Source organism: Dyadobacter sp. CY323 (genome assembly GCF_021390245.1).
Taxonomy (GTDB): Bacteria; Bacteroidota; Bacteroidia; order Cytophagales; family Spirosomataceae; genus Dyadobacter.
On sequence record NZ_JAJUXH010000012.1, the window covers coordinates 34,949 to 52,626 of the forward strand.

The following is a 17,678-nucleotide window of genomic DNA, read 5'->3' on the forward strand; positions in this document are numbered from 1 at the left end:
CATCTGACCATTGACTATGAGTTTTCGAATAAAAACATTAAATGCCTGGTATGCGGTTGCTGCGGCTGTGATACTTATTGCTCTCGGACTTGTGTGGTATCCGTTGCGTAAGACCGAGCCTGGCCTTCGAGAGTTCGCTATGAACTACGCAATGGACCATTTCACAACGCTTCGTGACGAATTTGGCGATGGTAGCGATAGCATTCAGCTGGCTATCACGAAGTATCATTACGGCCAGTATGCGACTACCACTAACATTTGCAAAAGCATTCTCGAACGCGACCCAGCCCATGCAGAAGCAAAAAAGATTGCTGGTGTTGTTTCCCTGAAACTCCTGGATTACGATCAGGCCGTTGATTATTTCAAAAAGCTGGGATCACAGAAAGGGTTATATGCCAATCCTGGGAAATTTTACGAGGCCGTTGCATTGCTGCAAAGGAACGGGCCAGGTGACGCAGAAAATGCTGAAAAGCTGTTGAAAGATGTCGTTGACCACGATTTGGTAGGAAAAAAAGATGCGGAGGTTTGGTTGAGGTAACATCTTCAGAATCAATCTCTCCATTTGCCGGCAATAAAACCGATTTATTACTTTTGATCAACTTCTTTGGAAGATAATGGAAAAATTGCAGTCCGGATACACGTATATTGCGTTAGAATGTGTCGGGCGTCAGGACCATATACCACAGACCTGTTCGATACGTTACCATACGAATGACTTCCTGACTGGATTAAGACTTAGAACTTTCTCTCCATTGGTCTTTCGAGTAAAAGTTTTAACCCCGATATAAGATTCATGCAAATACAACAGAAAATAAAATTCACTCCCTCCATAAAAAGTCAGTTCTTCCCTGTACTCAAACAACGCGTCGAAGCGCATTTCGAAACAACCGGAATTTCAAGATATGCAGATAGCCAGATGGTTGTAAAAACCATTGTGCTGCTTTCCATTTATATTTTACCGTTTGCTGCATTAGTGCTTTTCAGCCCGCCGATGTGGGTGAGCCTGATGCTTTGGTTTGTAATGGGCATTGGAGTTTCCGGGATCGGGATGTGCATTATGCACGATGCCAATCACGGCGCTTATTCCAAAAATCCGGAGGTCAACAAATGGCTCGGATACTCCATTTACCTTGCCGGGGCGGGTGTTACCAATTGGAAACTGCAGCATAATGTGCTTCACCACACCTATACCAACATTGCCGAGATGGACGAAGATATCCGGGACCGCGGCGTTGTAAAACTTTCTCCAAACCTGAAAACGTCATTTCTCCACCGTTTTCAATGGGCTTATGCCTTCTTTTTCTATGGTATTCTCACCATGTACTGGGTTACCGTCAAAGATTTTCTTCAATACAAAACCTTCATTTCATCGGGTGTAAACCGGCAGTCGCGCCAGGAAAACCGTAAAATGCTGGCCGGGCTGATTATATTGAAGCTGTTGTATTTCTCAATACTGTTCGGTTTGCCTATCGGGCTGGCGGGTTTTACATTTTTGCAGGTTTTGCTCGGTTTCGTGGTCATGCATTTTACCTCTGGACTGATACTCACAGTTGTTTTTCAACTTGCACACTCCGTAGAAGGTACCGCGTATCCTTCCTGCAATGAACATGGGAACGTTGAAAAAGAATGGGCGATCCATCAGATGGAAACAACCGTTAATTTCTCACGAAAAAACAAAGTACTGACCTGGTTTCTGGGTGGCCTTAATTACCAGATCGAGCATCATTTGTTCCCCAAGATCTGCCACGTGCATTATCCGGAGATTTCTGAGATCGTAAAAGAAACGGCACAGGAATTCGGCCTGACCTATCTTGAAAACAAATCCTTTTCATCGGCATTAAAATCCCACATTTCGAGTCTCCGGCGTTTTGGATTACCCGGAATGAACGATGCGATCGGGTAACCGGCTACTTTAATCGTCGCATTACCTCTGCATAGCGCCGCCCCAGCTCCCGGGCGGAAACGCCGTCGAAATGCGTTTGATCCCCTTTTTCTTTCAGTCCCGATGCACTCACGAAAGCAGTATGCCGGACATGTTCCGGCAGGTTCATGATCGCTGCATTCACTATTTTCACGGTTGGACGCTTTTGTTCGTAAAATTCAGCCATGGTGCCTGCCACAAATGGCAGTGACTTCTTGTTCAACTCTTTGCGGAACCTCGCAACCAGTTTCTCCAGTTTTTCAGCATATAAAGGTGCCTTAACGGAATCGCTGTCGGATTCACCCTGCTGCCATAAAATTCCCTTCAGATCACCACTTACCATAGCAATTTTTGTTCGCTTCAATGCATCGTCCCATGGATGGCTTTTGGTAGGCTCGTAGTACTTCCCCGGCTCCCAGGCGCTGATTGGCGAGCCGCCCACTGCACTCGGGATGAGTCCGATCACGATATTCGTATCGGTTTCGACCATCGCTTTGGCGAATGCAAAACCAGGTCCCACACCAGCTACCGATGGTTTGTCAAAATGCAAAGGTTCCTTCGCCAGTTTCCAGGTATTGTCTTTCGTCAGCATCCAGATCCGTGGATGGGTAATGGTATCTTGTGCCTCCACCTGTCCCCTACCCGCCATATTGGATTGACCAGCAAGAAGATACAAATGGAATTTCTTCTTCGAAACTGGTGGCTGCGCGTTGATCGAATGGGAAATGGAGATCAGTAAAATAATCAGAAAAAAGTAATGCGAAGATTTTTTCATTGTAAGTCCAAACTTGGTTTTATCGAATTAAAGTCACTTTTAATGCAACGGCTGAATTAAATCCTGTGTCATGCAGATAATGCCTTTTCTGTCCATTTCTACCGGTTTTTTACAAGATTTATGAGACAACTATTATTCGCATTCTTCTTTCTCAGCTTTTTAAATGCGCGGGCGCAGCAGGATTTGAGCTCGTGCGGCACAAAAGACAATATTTTGCCTGAAAACATCCGGGCAAAGATGGCGAACCTGAACATTTCGGCCGGCGATAATAACGCACGCAGCCAGGCAGGTAACCTCTTTATTTGTCGCATTGCCGTCGAAATCGACTCGGATACGTACCTTAAGTTTGAGAAAGACGAAGCGGCGATCCGTCGCAATGTACTTGAAAACATCGCGGCCTGCTCAAAAGTGTATGAAACTGAGATCGATACTCGCCTTGTGGTGACCAGCATCCGGATCTGGAAGGACACCGAGCCAGACCCATATCAAGGTTATTCCGACATCGCCGCATTGCTGACCAGACTGACCACCACTCCGGCACCGGCAGAAGCATACGATAAACGCATGTATTTGTACACAAAACCTGTCACCGGAGCCGGCGGACTGGCGCACATGTCGGGTGTTTACAGCGTGTCGCCATTCAATGGGATTGAAACCATAATGCATGAGCTTGGGCATAATTTCGGATCTCCGCATACACATAACTGCAACTGGCCGGGCGGACCGATCGACTATTGTGTAGGTCCGGAAAGTGGCTGCTACGACAAATCGCTGGAAGTGCTGGGCAATGGGACTATCATGAGCTACTGTCTGGAAAAAGTCACATTTCATCCCCTGTGCCGGGCTTTGATGAAAACGAATGCAGCTACGATGTTCCAAACGATACAGCAGGCACCTCCGCAGCTCGTTCTAAGTCCGGCTTATGCCACGCCCAAAGCCGATTTTTTCGTATTTCCACCTGCAACTTCGGCAACGGATTATGAAGTGAGTTATTCTCCCAATTCGGATTTTTCTGGTGAAGTCATCAAAACTCTCCGGCTCAATGGATTTTCAACCCAGGATTTGACCGTCGGCACCAATTATTACCTCCGGATCAGAGCTTCCAATGCATTTGGCTCGTCGGCATGGTCAGAAGCATCACGGATGGAGATTATTCAGAAAAACGTTGAAACACCCCGGATACTGGCACCTTTGGGAGCATCCATGCTGATCAATATGGGAAGCCCGGCGCAGCTAACTTTCACGTCGGCCACGAATGTTACCGGATATCAGGTGCAGGCCGCGCATACCAGGGATGTAAGTTTTGACACGCCGGTTTTCGACCAAACTGTGTCGGGTACGACCATTGATTTCACACCGCCATATCGTGCTGCATTTCGCTGGCGGGTACGTGCATTGAGGGGAAGTGAAAAAGGGAATTGGTCCGACATTTCGTATGTCGTTGTGAATGCGTCACTATATAACGGCCTTTATTACCCGGCTGACGCCGGGGTCATGCCCAGGTCATTCCCGTACTTTTACAGTCCCATTGAAAAAAATTCGCAGGTACGTCTCACAATCGATGACAACAGTGACTTTTCCAGCCCGATTGTCGTGAAAGAGCAGGAACTTATCGGATTTTTCCGCGACCTTCCTGCCAATGCCAGCCTGTACCTTAAAATGGAAGAATGGAACTCAGAACGTCAGTATTACCCGGATATCCCACTTGCGAGTTACATTCAGCCTTTTTCTACCACTAACCAGAATATTCCTGCCAAAATCACCTTTCTGACCGAACTTGACGGCGCGGTATTTGGACAAAATATGCGAAACCAATCGCTGAGCGCTAATTATTTCTGGTTTGAACGGCCAGGTCTGGGGTATGTCCGGATGAACCCGGTCACCTTTGCCTATCAGATTTTCAGCCGTGGCACGACCGACGGACTGATCGGCTCCGGAGTGACGATGAATTCGATGCGGGCCGACAAAGACCAGAAAATCCATTTCCTGTGCGCGGGACCGTTTGGATCTACGCGGCGGGTCGATCCTCTGAATGAAGATCTGACCGGGACTTCATCCGTGCTCACGGTTTGGGACCCGATCCAGGATTTCAACCCGGACGGGAAGCTGCTGTGGAACGGTAACATCATCTACCGCGACCAGGGAACGTCGTTGTCGATCCACGGGTCCGTCCCGGTATATCAGAGTATTAGTCAGATTAAAGTGTTGGGAACTAAGGTTTGGACATTGATAGGCGATGCAAATGAAAACGTCAACAAGCTGATTGTGACCGACCTGAACGACGGATCTGTAAACCAAACATTTAGCTTTGCCACGAATTCGAATATCAAAAAAATCATTCAACAGATTGAAGTCGGGACCGACGGCAAAATCTGGCTACGGCAGTCCGATCCCGATACCGGGATCAATTCACTGGCCTCATTCGACGGCAGTAACTGGCAATTGTACGATTACACCAATTCTGCATTAAGCAACAACATTTCTTCTCTTGCATTGTCGCCTTCCGGGAAACCGTACGTATTGGAAACAGGTGGAGAATCGAGGGTTTATAAGCTTTCAAACACGTCGTGGGTAGACATGGGCATCAGCCTACCTTACCCATCTTTCAATGGCGACATGGTCGTAGACAAGTTTGAAAACATTTGGTTGTCAAACGTTTATGGGATTCAGCGTATAGCTTCCGAGGCATCCCTGCCGGTCACACTTTTGAATTTCAACGCGGTTCCGGAATCCAGATCCGTTACATTAAACTGGGAGGTCGCTGATGAAACTGACCTGGAAAAATACGTGGTAGAACACAGTACCAATGGCAAGAAATTCGTCCCGATCGGCGAAATCGCTGCTGAAAACAAGGATTTTTACAGCCTGGTCCATCTGCAACCGATCGACGGGAAAAACTACTATCGTTTAAAATCCGTCGAAACGGACGGTAGCTATGCGTACAGCCGCATTGTGTTTGCCAGCCTTTCCAATGACAACGAATTTGTCTTTTATCCTAACCCAACAAACGGAGAATTGACCCTAAAAATAAAACCCGGGCTGATCGGGATACCTGCTAAAATGGAAGTACTCGATGAGGCGGGAAAGATCATACTCAAATCCGAAAGTAAGAGCCTGAGAGCGAACGAATTTATGAACCTGTCTTCATTGCGGGACGGTCGCTATCTGATCCGGATCGAAAACGACCAGGAAAAAATCGTGCGGCCTATCCAGTTGATAAGGTAGTCCACTACTGAGATTCCGACAAAATAACTACCTGATCCTGAGGCTTAAATTTTAACTTGTAATGTCAGATAAAAACTCCGGCCGTCGGATAGAAGTATGCCCGGGCCGGAGTAACCGGTTGCGCGTGGTGTGAAATACGTTTCGTTTGCCAGGTTGTTGATGCTGCCTTCCAGCCGGACCATTTTGAATGCATACAAAAGGCTCAGGTTCGGTTGCCTTCATCGTAAAAGTCAGGAGAACGCTGCGGTCAAGTGCATTAAAGCTTTCTGCTATTTTTCTTTTTGAAAGAAGGAGGTTGAATGTAGAGGTCGAAAGTCATGGCGAAGCCAGAAGTACGCACCGGAATGGCTCCGGTAACCAGCCTGGAACTCAGGTTTTTCCGGTAACCGGCCGAAAGTTCCAGTCCCATCAGGTTTCCGATTTTACGGTTGTACGTCACACCCATATCCACGTCTACCCGGCGACAAACATCCGGGTTATCAGTCCCGAACGGGTTCAGATAGTAAGTTCTGGTAACGGACTCTGCTTTCAGGTATACAATATCGTTGGGTGTCAGATTTCTTCTCCATGCCACACGCTTGGGAAGCATGATTTCGATCCCGGCGTTTTCAGCATAATTATAATTGTAAATAAAAACCGGCAGAATAGTCGTTTTAAAACTTTGGTTGACCATTAACCCTGCCCCGATTTCCTTGCTTGCCGATTTCTTTTTCAGAAATGTTGCCGAAGCTGTGAAATTCAATGGGATTTCTTTGAAAGACAATTCCGCCAGGTTCCCACTTTTGTTGAAATGCGAAGTAGCGATCAGCCAGGAAGCGCTGTCCAGTTTGATGACCGAATTTAAATCCATTGCAAACGACCGGAGGTTCCAGCCGGCCATGTTACCAATCGGGTTTTCGCCTCGGGTCTTCAATTCAAATTGCTCGGTGCGGTAGCTTGGCCCGAGGAGTAAGGTGACCCGTTTACTATGAACGACCGGGAGCCAGGCGCGCAGAAAAAATTCTTCGTGAGTAAAAGTTTTCGGACCGGAATTAGGGAACTTATACACTTTCCCGGGCGCATGTGTGCCACGAAACGTCAACCATTTGGACGGCGCCATTCCCGACAATCCGGGTTTGAGCGACTGACAGGGTGACTGTCCGTGCACCAGACAAAGAAGAAAGACAATGGCCTTCCGGTAGTCAATGAGCATATATGTTCTTTTCAGCTAAACCACCATTTTGTCAAAAACATTCCGCTGCTCCGCCATGGACTTTACTTTGTCTGCCGGATTGGTGTGGCATTCCAGCAACACCCAGCCTTTATATTTCATTTTGATCAGATTTGCGATCAGTTCTTTATATGGATAATCTGTTCGGTCCAACTCCCGAACGTGTATCGTGTCGCCGAAATACTGCTTTACCAGATCAAAATTCGATTGAAATCCGGCACCGTTCAGATCCTGCGGATTACAATTCCAGCAGATCTTTGCATTCTTGTGGTCGGCATATTCCATGATCTTTTTGATGTTCTGTAATTCCTGCGTCTGCTCGCCATGGACTTCAAGACGCAATTGCTGACCAAAGTCAGCAGCATATCCGGCCAGTTCGTGAAGCGATTTTCCGATCTGTTCGAGCGTTTTTTCAACCGGTACATCTTTGTGCAATGCATTGGGTTTCACCTTCACCCCCGAGCCTCCGACGTCGGCACTCAGTTTTATGAATTCTTTGGTCCGTTCGATGGAAGCTTTGAGTTTTTCCTGATCCGGATAATCATACTGCTGGTTTGTCCCGAGACCGACGATTTTAACCGGACTATCGGCAAATTTCTTCTTCACTTCCTGCCTTTCAGCCGCATTCAGCCCGGGCATTACCTTATGTGCATGTTCTACCCGGAGCTCCACGCCGTGAATGTGGGTATCCGTGCAATTCTTGATTATGGTAGGTACATCCCAGTCTTTTCCCCACAAATACGTGACGAATCCCAGCTGCATTTTGGGTTTGGCCAGGAACAGACCATCCGCAAAAAGGTCACCGGAAACCGCCGACAACCCCGTCAAAGCGGCAACTTCTTTCAGAAACAGTTTTCTACTAATCGACATAGCAATGAATATAATGGACAAAAAGCAAACAAAATTATAACTTATAGGATGAAAATTGGATTAACTTTCACTAATCTTGTAAGAAGAACGCATCTGCATCAACCGGTGCATTATTATTTGTTCGCGTGATGAAATTCCAACCCCGGTCTACTGAATTTTCGGATGATAAACGAACCTGGCAGAGATTTCTTGCCGGCGATGTTTCAGCTTTTGAAACACTGATGTCAGGCTATTTCAGAACCCTTTTCCATTATGGCTGTAAGTTTTCCGGTGATCAGGAGTTTGTCAAAGATTCCATTCAGGACCTGTTCCTCTATCTCTGGGAGCGGCGCGCCAACCTGAATGCGGATGCCGACGTCAAACCATATTTAATGGCTTCTCTGAGAAGATTGATGCACCGGAATGTCAATTCCAAATCGTGGGTCGGCGAAGGAGGTCTTACTGTCCCGGAAGATCATTTTGAGATTGAATTTTCGGTTGAGCAGGAATACATTAATCATGAATCGACCCTGGTCCGTACCAGGCAGCTGGACAAATTGATCGGAGAATTACCAAAAAGGCAGAAAGAAGTGATTTATCTTAAGTTCTTTCAGGGCCTCGACCGGGACAGCATTTCAGAAATCATGGATGTAACGCCGCAGACCGTTTCGAATCTTCTTCAAATTGCGATCAAACAGCTGAAAACGCATTGGAAAGCGGAATTTCTGACATTCTTTATGCTGCATTTGCTTTTGTAAATCCGGCGCAGAAACCATCCGTTCCTTTTTTAAAAAATTTCAAAATTCTTTGGTATCCGGTACCACTTTATGTCTATCGAATATTAGACGCAAAATATGATGCATGGATCGTTATAATGACTTCACCGTCGAGGACTTCGTCTGGGACGATTTTTTTCGGCAATGGGCGCTGGCCCCGACGCCGGAAACGAGCACCGTCTGGGACGAATGGGTCGGCAGCAATCCTGAAATGCTTGAAAAAGTACAGCAGGCCAAAGCCATCGTATTATCCCTGCGGCTGCACGAACCCGAGATCGCTGATCCCGAAATCACACGCATCGTAAAACAAACCATTGCCAAAACGGACGAGCCGGTATATGGATTTCTTCCAAAAACCGAGAACACATATCGTCTTCTTACCTACCTGGTCGCGGCGTCGGCTACGCTTCTCATGCTCGCAGGCTGGGCCATTTATACATTAAACCCTAAAAAGGGCGACCCGCAAAGCACAAACATCGGAAGTCCGACGGATTCCAATATCGCATTTATCGAGAAGGTGAACCATTCGGCGGAACCCATGCGTGTGGATATGGAGGATGGCAGCAAGATCACCATTGCGCCAGCCGGCCGGTTACGCTATCCCAAAAAACCAAATGCCGACAAACGCGAGGTATACCTGGAAGGTGAAGCTTTTTTTGACATCGCCAAAGATCCGGGGCATCCGTTTTTTGTGTATTCCAATGGACTGATCACCAAGGTGTTGGGCACCAGCTTTTCGATTGAAGCATATTACGATTCCAACGAGGTAACGGTAGAAGTAAAGACGGGGCGGGTCGCAGTATTCGCCGAATCGGATCCGGCGGTCAAAGAAAAAATTTCGGGCACGGGCTTGCAGGGCGTAGTACTCAGACCAAATCAGAAGATCATTTATTCGCGGGATGAGGTGCGAATGGTAAAAACACTGGTGGAACAACCCGAAATGGTCGTTGCCAAAGCCCTGACGCCACAATTTGAATTTGAAGATACACCTGCCAGCGACGTTTTTGATAAGGTAGGGAAAGCGTATGGCATTGATATTCTCTACGATGAGAACTTGTTGAAAGACTGCCCGTTAACCGCCACGCTGGACAATCAGACGCTTCATGAAAAGTTATCCATTATTTGCAAAGCTGTCGAAGCCAGCTACGAAATTCTCGACGGCCAGATCGTGATATACAGCAAAGGGTGCAAAAATTAAAGCATAGTAGGTGCCAGTACCACCTGTTCCCGGTTAACAGGATTATACATCACGGACACCATGCCGCCGGTTTGGAGAATGTTGAAACGGCTGGCATCGATGCTCGTGAGGATCTCGGCTACAAAGCTGCGTCCCAGTTCCGGTTCAACCTGTAAAAGCAATTTCACGTTTGCTTTACCATTCCGCTCGTCGGCCACTTTTTCGATGCTGAGCACTTTGGCCTGCGCTTTTGAACCGTATTTCAGTAAGCGTTTTGCAACCATTCTTTGTGAGAACATCAGCGCCTTGATCGCTTTATAAGCGATCATGAGGATCAATAAGACGATCCCTCCCTGCACCAGATACGATATTTTGATTATAATTAATTCCATACTTCCTTCGACACAGACAAAGGAAAATTTTACCGAAATACTTAGCGAACGGTAACACTTTAACGGCTAGTACAAATTAGGGAAAGGTAAGTCAGGGAATTTTCAGCATTTCAATTACATCTTCTTTCTTACGCCTCGAAATTTCAACCTGAGAGCCGTCGCTGAGCATCAGACAATCGCGGTCCGGAGCGAGTTTTACAATGTGCAACGGATTGACCAAATGCGACTTATGCGTGCGTATAAATCCAAATTCATCCAGCATTTCTTCGTAATATTTCAATGTTTTGCTGGTTACAATCGGTCTTTTTTCTTTGAGATGAATAAAGGTATAGTTGCCATCGCCCTGCATCCGGACTATTTGATCGATCGTCAGAAAAAACACGCCTTCTTTCGACGGGATAGCCAGCCGGAAATCCTTCGGATTGCCTTTTGACATGTTATCGACCAGGTTGTTGAAAAGTACCCGGTTCTGGTCATCCGGCAACATCTTTTTCTTAAACCGCTCGACAGCTGCTTTCAGCTCGTCCGGATCGACGGGTTTAAGCAGATAATCCAGCGCGCTGAACCGGATAGCCTGCACGGCATAGTGGTTATAAGCCGTCGTGAATACCACTTCGAAAGTCGGTTCTTTAATGGAGCGGAGAAAATCAAAGCCGTTTTTACGCGGCATTTCCACATCAAGAAAAACGATCGATGGTCGGTAGGTTTTGAGGATTTCGAGGGCCGCGTCTACCGATTCGGCCTGCCGCACCTCGGTAATGTCCTCAATGAAATTCTCGATGTAATAGTCCAGAATGTTCCGGGCTTTGGGTTCGTCGTCAACGATGAGTGCTTTGATCATAGGGTAGGACTTTATGGAGTTCTTAAGTAGGTGGACAATTCAACTTCAACCAATGTGCCGGTAGCAAGCCCGGAGGTGTCATATTTGTCGGTAATCTGCACGCTGGCGTGGTTTCCGTGCATGCTCAGGAGGTCGATCCGTTCTTTGGATATGTTAAGCCCCATAGACTTATGCGTTTTCGGTTTCCCATTTTGCATTTTGATCTCAAAAGATTCCTTTCTGCCAATCCCGTTGTCGTCGATCCTGCACAAAAAAGTTTCTTCATTCATCATCAAAAACTCGATACGCAATGCGCGGGGACCATCTTTTGCCATTAATCCGTGCCATAATGCATTCTCGACGTAAGGCTGCAGCAGCATCGAGGGCAGTAAGATCTGCTGCTCATCCAGGCGCGGATCAACGATTATTTCATAGGTGAAACTTTGTTCAAAACGCATCAATTCCAGTTCCAAGTAGAGTTCAAGTACCTGTATTTCCTCGTCGAGACTTACCAGCTTTTTACCGGAATTTCCAAGTACCAGCCTGAAAAGTTTGGAGAATTTGTTGAGATACTTGCTCGCCTCGGTATACTTTTTCGTGACAATGCATTCCTGGATGCTGTTAAGACAATTGAATACAAAATGCGGGTTCATTTGTGCCCGGAGCGCCATTAGCTGACTCTCCGCAAGCATTTTCTGGATTTCCAGCACCATTAGCTCCTGCTGCCTGGCCTGGGATTTCGCCATCGCTTCTGCAATTTTATTCGCACTGATCGCCGCCACCGTCAGAAGCGTTTTTGCATGTTTTTCATTGAAGAAAAATTTCTTTGGATGCTCCGAATCTATCACACCGATCACTTTTCCTTCGTGCAGGATCGGGACGGCGATTTCGGAATACCGCGCCAGATCATCCACAATGTACCGCTCGTCTTTGCTCGTGTCTCCGATAATCAGCGGCTTCCCCGATCGGGCAACGGCGCCCACCACACCCTCTCCTACCGGGATCACGAGCGGGTTGATAATTTCAAAGCCTTTTGGATTTTTGGGGCCATATGCTGCCTGCTGGACCAAGGCGCCCTTTTGTTCGTCGAGCAGGTACACGACACAATCTTCAAACTGCATTTGTGAGATGCAATTACGGGCAATATCCCAGCAGATTTCGGTAACCGAGTTCTCGCCGTAAACCGAATTGGCGAAATAGTCGATCGTTTTGTCGAAACGCTTTTTTTCCTTGCGCTTTTGGTAAGCCTCATAAACAAAAAACAAACCGGCCAGGCACATTAAAAAGCAAAAACCGATGAACCACCAGCTCTGCCACCAGTACGGTTTGATGTATACGTGCAAAATGCGGGGCGTATTCATCCAGGCGCCATACTGGTCCGTGCTCCGCACCTTAAATGTATAATGTCCCGGAATCAGGTTGGTGTACGAAACAGTGATCGCCCTGCCTGCATTTACCCAGTTTTCGTCAATGCCTTCGAGCTGATAACTGTATTGCAGTGAGGGAATATCCCGGTGGTTTTGAGAGGCATACTGGAAGGTGATGAAATCCTCGTCGGGTTCCAGTTCCAGCATTCCGTTCTGTTCAAAACTCAGTCGTTCTTTTCCCAAAGCCTGCACGGAAGTAATGTAAGGCGGCTTTTTTACAGGTATGCCTGCAAAACGCAACGGATCGATCGCGACAACGTGGTCCAGCATAACCGCGTAAACCTTGCCATTCGAAACGGTAACGTAATTGAAATAATCCTGCAGGGTTTTGTCAAGATCAATATCCACCTTTGTGACGGCCCGGGTATTGGGATTGAAAAACATCAACCCCTCGCGGCTCGCACCCCAGACGGCCCCTTTGTCGTCGATATCGATACTGGCAATGTAGTCGTAAAACAGCCCGTTACTCGTATTTACACTATCAATAACCTGTCCTTTTGTGTTGATTTTAATAATTCCCCCGCCGGCAGCAGAAGCCCATATCATACCCTGATCATCTTCCACCATCTCGGTTAAAATAGCATCTCCGACCGCAGGAGACGTGGAAAGGGTAAACTGTTTCTTTTCGTAATTGAAACGGAGCAAGCCTACTTTATTCATTGTGAACAGAATATCGTGACTGCCTTTTTTGAGCTGCAGAAAACTCCAGCAGTTTTGAAATTCGAACAGGCCGGATGCTTCGTCCTTCCCGTCGAACCGTTGTGTTTTGTTGGTCACCGGATCGTGGCAGTAAATGGCGTCGTTATGGACCTGAAACCATACTTTTCCCATGTGATCGGCAAAAATAATGCCGACATAGCGATCCGGCATTCCCGCTTTGACCTGCCCGAACCGTTTGAGTTTGTCCGTTGCCGGGTCGAGGTAGTACACACCGTCCACACCTGCGAACCACCAGGTTCCATTCACTTTTACCGACATGATAAACCGGTTATTAATCAGCTCTTTATCCGCGACCGCATACCGTTTATAGCTCCCATCGGACATATTGTAAAACACGATCCCATCTTCTTTACTGGCTACGATCGTGTTTCCGTCGAGACTGATGTGGTTGGCATGTGCGAAACCGGTTTCAAGGAAAAACTCGAAATTCGGCAGCTGATAAATGGCAGTCAAGGGATAATTCGCCTGACTTTTACTCACTCCATTAATGGTACCCAGCCACACATTTCCTTCTTTATCCTCGATCGCATCCCGAAAATGCCCGTACCCGATCGTATATGCCTGGTTTTGACTGTATTTGATTTTCTTGATGGGCTTCCCCGGCTCTTTAATGAATGCAGCAAAAAGCCAGGTGGAAATCCATAACCTGTCCTGATGATCAATGAATAAATGATTACAGCCCTGGCTGATCTTCTTTCCCTCAAAATAGGAATAAGACACCGCCTTGTCACTTTTTTTATCCCAAAAATTAAGAGAAGGATCTGCATCGCATCCGTACCAGACATTATTCTTACTATCCAGGGCCAGCGTATTGACCTGGACTACCTCGAGTACCGGTGACTTCAATACGTTGTTGTTTTTGTGGTAAACGCGTTTGTTCTGGTAATCGATAAAGTAAGGAATGTTGCCTGCGACCCAGATACCGTGACGCGAACTGTCCGGCACAAGCGCGGAGAGATAGTAGTCGCTGCCGCCAAACATCGTAGCCCCCGGGATTTTTTCCTCGATCGGAGAGAGTTTTCCCTGCTCAAAAATGAAGATCCTCGAAGCTGTACCAATCCATAACCTGCCGGTAGGATCGGCTTTGATGGTCACAACGACAAGTTCATTGAGCGCATTGAAACGTTCGTCATGCGAAAACCGGGCGGTTTTTTTATCAAAAATAACAACTCCTTGCCGCAGCCCGAGCAGTAATTTTTCCTGGCCCTCGAAAGGCTGAACCGCATTAATGAGGAGGCTTTTCCGGGTAAGATTGTTTTTGTACTGTTTTACAACCGCACCGTCAAACCGGTTCAGCCCGTTGGAGGTACCGATCCATAAAAAACCGTCTGAATCCTTGTAAAGCGCCCGGACCTGCTTTGCGCTAAGACCGTCCTGCCATTTGATGTTTTGAAAAATCGTCTGAGCCGACACAACACCTGAGAGCAGCAGAAGAACAAACAGCAATACCGCGCGGTATGCGCCGCATTTCCATTTCTCCGATACAGGTACGCTTCCTTTTGAACGTTGATCGTGACTCATTTTTAAAAGCACGTTGAGAAGCTCAATTAGTGCAAAATACAGGCAATTAATCAAAAAAGAATTATCCAAAGGCAGGTAAAAAGATTTACCGGTAATGCAAGAATTGAAAAACCAAACGCTGAAATCCATTAAGTCTTTCAAATTTGGGTTCAGCATCAAAAACAAACAAATAGTAAGTCTCCTGCGCCGCCGGCTTTAATGGAATGATCACTAACCTGAATCTTACCGGCCCATGAAGAGCGTACTGGCACTTTGTATTTTATTGACGATCAGTATGGTTGCTCAATCACAGCAGCAGGCGGCTAACCGTCCCACCACGGTCGCCGGTTTCCCGGTCAATTACTCGGAAGATTCTGTCGGCACTTATACTTTGCCGGATTTGCTTAAATGCACAGACGGACAACCGGTTACGAGCGCAAAGATCTGGACTCAAAAAAGAAGGCCCGAGTTGGTCGGGTTGTTTGAAGAAATACAGTTTGGCAAAATGCCGCCGGCACCGAAAGAGCTGAAATTCAATGTGTTTGACAAAGGGACATCTGCATTTAATGGAAAAGCAATTCGAAAACAGGTAACGGTATATCTTGCCAAAGATACCTCCGACCATAAAATGAACCTGGTCATTTACATTCCCGCTGCGGCTAAAAAGCCGGTTCCATTGCTGATGAATATTTCCTTCGCAGCTTATAATCAGACAATTGAAGATACAGGTTTGCTGGTAAACAACATCTGGAACCGGGAAGGAATCCGGGTGAAAGCCGACAAACCCAGTGCGTTTGGCAAAACGAATGTCGAGCAGTTTCTGGATGCGGGATTTGGCTTCGCGACGGTTTATTACGGCGACATCGAGCCCGACTTCAAAGACGGGATCAGGCACGGGATCCGGAAGGAATATTTAAAACCCGGGCAAACTGAAACCGCCGCAAACGAATGGGGTGCGATTGCTGCCTGGGGCTGGGGACTGAGCCGGGCAATGGATTATTTCGAAAAAGACAAACAGATTGATAGTAAGCGGGTTGCATTGCAGGGAGCGTCGCGTTTGGGCAAAACGGTACTTTGGGCCGGCGCGCACGATACGCGGTACGCGATGGTTATCGCAAGTATCTCGGGCGAAGGCGGCGCTGCATTGAGCCGACGCAATTACGGTGAAACGATCCAGCATATCAGCGATCCTTCCCGATACTTGTACCAATTCGCGCCGAACTATCATTCCTATGCAGACAAAATAAACACCATGCCGATCGACGGCCACATGCTCGTTGCTCTCATTGCACCCAGACCATTACTGCTGCAGACCGGCAGTACCGATTACTGGTCCGACCCGAAAGGAGAATTCCTGTCTGCCGTGGCCGCCGCTCCGGTTTATAAACTTTTCAACGAAACAGGCCCCGAAACGACTGTGATGCCTGCCGCCGGCGACACCTCGCTTTTGATGAATAACCTCGGATATTACATGCACGAAGGCGGCCATTCTGTATTACCCGGCGACTGGACGCACATCATAAGTTACATGAAGAAGTATCTTTGAAATACACCTGTTTTTGTGATAAATATGGCCCACGCGAATGATTATGACCGCATTGCCGGAAATTACGACGCGATCAGCCAACTGTTTTTTCGAAAAGCGATTGTCCGTTCCCAACAAGTGCTTTTCCCTTTTTTATCCAGTCCGGCGACGATACTGATCGTCGGTGGCGGGACCGGCTGGATCCTGGAAGAAATCGCCGAAATCCATTCAAGCGGTTTGCAGATCACCTATCTGGATTTGTCTGGCAAGATGATCGCGCTGGCGAAAAACAGGGACTGGAAACAGAACATAGTCACTTTTATACAGTCGGACATCCAGGAGTACAAGTCTGAGCAGCACTTTGACTTCATCATCACACCTTTCCTCTTCGACAATTTCAAACCGGACCGTGCGCATGCCATTTTCGCCCAACTCGATCGGTGGCTGGCCCCCAACGGTCTATGGCTGTTCGCAGATTTTCATGTGCAGGATAATAGCAATGGAATCTGGCAGAAAGTAATGTTAAAATGCATGTACCTGTTTTTCAATGCCATAGCAAGGGTTGAGACAAAGGAACTTACCGATATGGATGTTCTTTTTAAACAGGAAAAGTATGAGACTGTCTTCGAAAGCAGTCATTTCTCCCGGTTCATTCAGGCGCGGGTGTATCGTCGCAACTGACATCAAACTACCTTAATCCCGCCGGTCCTGAACCTTTTTACCGGATTGGCCAGGTAATAATGCCAAAGCAGCATTGTCGCTACCGTGCGGTACGGTTTCCAGTGCTCCGCCAACTTCAAAATTGCCTCCTGCGATGTCCCTCGCTTTACATTTTTCAAACGTTTCATGGCATTAACAGCTGCCAGATCTCCAATCGGGAACACGTCCGCACGCTGCAAAGCAAACATCAGGTAGATGTCCGATGTCCAGTTCCCTATACCCTTCACCGAGGTCAGATGATGACGGATTTCTTCGTCCGGAAGCAACTCCATTGCAGCGAGATCCAGTTTTCCGTTCAAAACCGCTTCTGCCAGGTTTTTGACATAAATTGTTTTTTGACGGCTAAAATAACAGGCATGCAATTCCTCGTCGCTCAGCTGCAATACATTTTCCGGCGTCACTTCCGCGATCCGCTCTTTCAATTTGTTTAAGGCAGCTAATGCAGATGCCAGAGAAACCTGTTGTTCAAGAATGATGTGAACCAGGCTTTCAAAACTGTTGGGCCTGTTCCAACAAAGTGGATATCCGTGCAGCTGGATCACCACATCCAATTCAGGATCGGAAACTGCAAGATCGTCGCATATCCTTTGAAAGTCGGCTGGCTCGAATGTATGGATCATCGTTTTTCTTGGTGTGTTCAA

Annotated in this window: 15 protein-coding genes; 7 read left to right on the top strand and 8 right to left on the bottom strand. The window is 47.2% G+C overall.

Annotated features, from left to right (window positions below):
* Positions 1-16: 16 nt before the first annotated feature.
* Both LZG72_RS18025 and LZG72_RS18030 read left to right on the top strand, forming a co-directional pair.
* The gene (locus tag LZG72_RS18025; protein ID WP_233875654.1) at positions 17-538 is read left to right on the top strand and encodes a M48 family metallopeptidase; all 522 of its coding nucleotides are present in this window, start codon (positions 17-19) and stop codon (positions 536-538) included.
* A 255-nt stretch (positions 539-793) separates the two neighbouring features.
* Positions 794-1,903 carry an acyl-CoA desaturase gene (locus LZG72_RS18030; protein ID WP_233875657.1) on the top strand — a complete coding sequence of 370 codons (1,110 nt, stop codon included), beginning with the start codon at positions 794-796 and terminating at the stop codon, positions 1,901-1,903.
* Between the two features lie 4 nt (positions 1,904-1,907).
* Here the strand turns inward: LZG72_RS18030 and LZG72_RS18035 are convergent, their stop codons facing one another.
* Positions 1,908-2,696 carry a sialate O-acetylesterase gene (locus LZG72_RS18035; RefSeq protein WP_233875658.1) on the bottom strand — a complete coding sequence of 263 codons (789 nt, stop codon included), beginning with the start codon at positions 2,694-2,696 and terminating at the stop codon, positions 1,908-1,910.
* A gap of 120 nt (positions 2,697-2,816) precedes the next feature.
* On the opposite strand from LZG72_RS18035, the gene LZG72_RS18040 reads away from it, so the two are divergent.
* A complete protein-coding gene (locus LZG72_RS18040) occupies positions 2,817-5,921 on the top strand; it encodes a M12 family metallo-peptidase (protein ID WP_233875660.1) in 3,105 nt (1,034 codons plus the stop codon).
* A gap of 44 nt (positions 5,922-5,965) precedes the next feature.
* Here LZG72_RS18040 and LZG72_RS18045 read toward each other — a convergent pair whose 3' ends face one another.
* Genes LZG72_RS18045 through LZG72_RS18055 form a run of 3 tightly spaced genes read right to left on the bottom strand, consistent with a single transcriptional unit; the run spans position 5,966 to position 8,001 of the window.
* Positions 5,966-6,118 (bottom strand): hypothetical protein, encoded by a 153-nt coding sequence (locus LZG72_RS18045; protein ID WP_233875938.1) that lies wholly within the window; start codon positions 6,116-6,118, stop codon positions 5,966-5,968.
* Positions 6,119-6,177: 59 nt separating this feature from the next.
* The gene (locus tag LZG72_RS18050) at positions 6,178-7,113 is read right to left on the bottom strand and encodes a DUF6268 family outer membrane beta-barrel protein (protein WP_233875662.1); all 936 of its coding nucleotides are present in this window, start codon (positions 7,111-7,113) and stop codon (positions 6,178-6,180) included.
* 15 nt (positions 7,114-7,128) lie between these two features.
* Positions 7,129-8,001: a sugar phosphate isomerase/epimerase gene (locus tag LZG72_RS18055; protein WP_233875664.1), complete on the bottom strand. Its 873-nt coding sequence runs from the start codon at positions 7,999-8,001 to the stop codon at positions 7,129-7,131.
* Positions 8,002-8,129: 128 nt separating this feature from the next.
* On the opposite strand from LZG72_RS18055, the gene LZG72_RS18060 reads away from it, so the two are divergent.
* Together LZG72_RS18060 and LZG72_RS18065 are read left to right on the top strand one after the other, a co-directional pair.
* Positions 8,130-8,738: an RNA polymerase sigma factor gene (locus tag LZG72_RS18060; protein WP_233875666.1), complete on the top strand. Its 609-nt coding sequence runs from the start codon at positions 8,130-8,132 to the stop codon at positions 8,736-8,738.
* Positions 8,739-8,841: 103 nt separating this feature from the next.
* Entirely contained in the window at positions 8,842-9,954 is a 1,113-nt protein-coding gene (locus tag LZG72_RS18065) for a FecR family protein (protein WP_233875668.1), read from the top strand.
* Here LZG72_RS18065 and LZG72_RS18070 read toward each other — a convergent pair.
* The 3 genes from LZG72_RS18070 to LZG72_RS18080 form a co-directional block, all read right to left on the bottom strand.
* The gene (locus LZG72_RS18070; RefSeq protein WP_233875670.1) at positions 9,951-10,325 is read right to left on the bottom strand and encodes a hypothetical protein; all 375 of its coding nucleotides are present in this window, start codon (positions 10,323-10,325) and stop codon (positions 9,951-9,953) included. The two genes, LZG72_RS18065 and LZG72_RS18070, sit on opposite strands and share 4 nt — an antisense overlap.
* 91 nt (positions 10,326-10,416) lie before the next feature.
* Positions 10,417-11,166, bottom strand: a complete 750-nt coding sequence (locus LZG72_RS18075) for a LytTR family DNA-binding domain-containing protein (protein ID WP_233875672.1) — start codon at positions 11,164-11,166, stop codon at positions 10,417-10,419.
* An 11-nt stretch (positions 11,167-11,177) separates the two neighbouring features.
* Positions 11,178-14,813, bottom strand: a complete 3,636-nt coding sequence (locus tag LZG72_RS18080) for a histidine kinase (protein ID WP_233875674.1) — start codon at positions 14,811-14,813, stop codon at positions 11,178-11,180.
* A 232-nt stretch (positions 14,814-15,045) separates the two neighbouring features.
* Between LZG72_RS18080 and LZG72_RS18085 the strand changes: the two genes are divergently transcribed.
* Positions 15,046-16,338 carry a S9 family peptidase gene (locus tag LZG72_RS18085; RefSeq protein ID WP_233875675.1) on the top strand — a complete coding sequence of 431 codons (1,293 nt, stop codon included), beginning with the start codon at positions 15,046-15,048 and terminating at the stop codon, positions 16,336-16,338.
* Positions 16,339-16,362: 24 nt separating this feature from the next.
* On the top strand, positions 16,363-16,998 hold the full coding sequence (locus tag LZG72_RS18090) for a class I SAM-dependent methyltransferase (protein WP_233875677.1): 636 nt from the start codon (positions 16,363-16,365) through the stop codon (positions 16,996-16,998).
* 2 nt (positions 16,999-17,000) lie between these two features.
* Here LZG72_RS18090 and LZG72_RS18095 read toward each other — a convergent pair whose 3' ends face one another.
* The gene (locus LZG72_RS18095) at positions 17,001-17,657 is read right to left on the bottom strand and encodes a DNA-3-methyladenine glycosylase (RefSeq protein ID WP_233875679.1); all 657 of its coding nucleotides are present in this window, start codon (positions 17,655-17,657) and stop codon (positions 17,001-17,003) included.
* Positions 17,658-17,678 lie beyond the last annotated feature (21 nt).

Coding starts and splice junctions, on each gene's coding strand:
- LZG72_RS18025 (WP_233875654.1), top strand. CDS start 17: ATGAGTTTTCGAATAAAAACATTAAATGCCTGGTATGCGGTTGCTGCG.
- LZG72_RS18030 (WP_233875657.1), top strand. CDS start 794: ATGCAAATACAACAGAAAATAAAATTCACTCCCTCCATAAAAAGTCAG.
- LZG72_RS18035 (WP_233875658.1), bottom strand. CDS start 2,696: ATGAAAAAATCTTCGCATTACTTTTTTCTGATTATTTTACTGATCTCC.
- LZG72_RS18040 (WP_233875660.1), top strand. CDS start 2,817: ATGAGACAACTATTATTCGCATTCTTCTTTCTCAGCTTTTTAAATGCG.
- LZG72_RS18050 (WP_233875662.1), bottom strand. CDS start 7,113: ATGCTCATTGACTACCGGAAGGCCATTGTCTTTCTTCTTTGTCTGGTG.
- LZG72_RS18055 (WP_233875664.1), bottom strand. CDS start 8,001: ATGTCGATTAGTAGAAAACTGTTTCTGAAAGAAGTTGCCGCTTTGACG.
- LZG72_RS18060 (WP_233875666.1), top strand. CDS start 8,130: ATGAAATTCCAACCCCGGTCTACTGAATTTTCGGATGATAAACGAACC.
- LZG72_RS18065 (WP_233875668.1), top strand. CDS start 8,842: ATGGATCGTTATAATGACTTCACCGTCGAGGACTTCGTCTGGGACGAT.
- LZG72_RS18070 (WP_233875670.1), bottom strand. CDS start 10,325: ATGGAATTAATTATAATCAAAATATCGTATCTGGTGCAGGGAGGGATC.
- LZG72_RS18075 (WP_233875672.1), bottom strand. CDS start 11,166: ATGATCAAAGCACTCATCGTTGACGACGAACCCAAAGCCCGGAACATT.
- LZG72_RS18080 (WP_233875674.1), bottom strand. CDS start 14,813: ATGAGTCACGATCAACGTTCAAAAGGAAGCGTACCTGTATCGGAGAAA.
- LZG72_RS18085 (WP_233875675.1), top strand. CDS start 15,046: ATGAAGAGCGTACTGGCACTTTGTATTTTATTGACGATCAGTATGGTT.
- LZG72_RS18090 (WP_233875677.1), top strand. CDS start 16,363: ATGGCCCACGCGAATGATTATGACCGCATTGCCGGAAATTACGACGCG.
- LZG72_RS18095 (WP_233875679.1), bottom strand. CDS start 17,657: ATGATCCATACATTCGAGCCAGCCGACTTTCAAAGGATATGCGACGAT.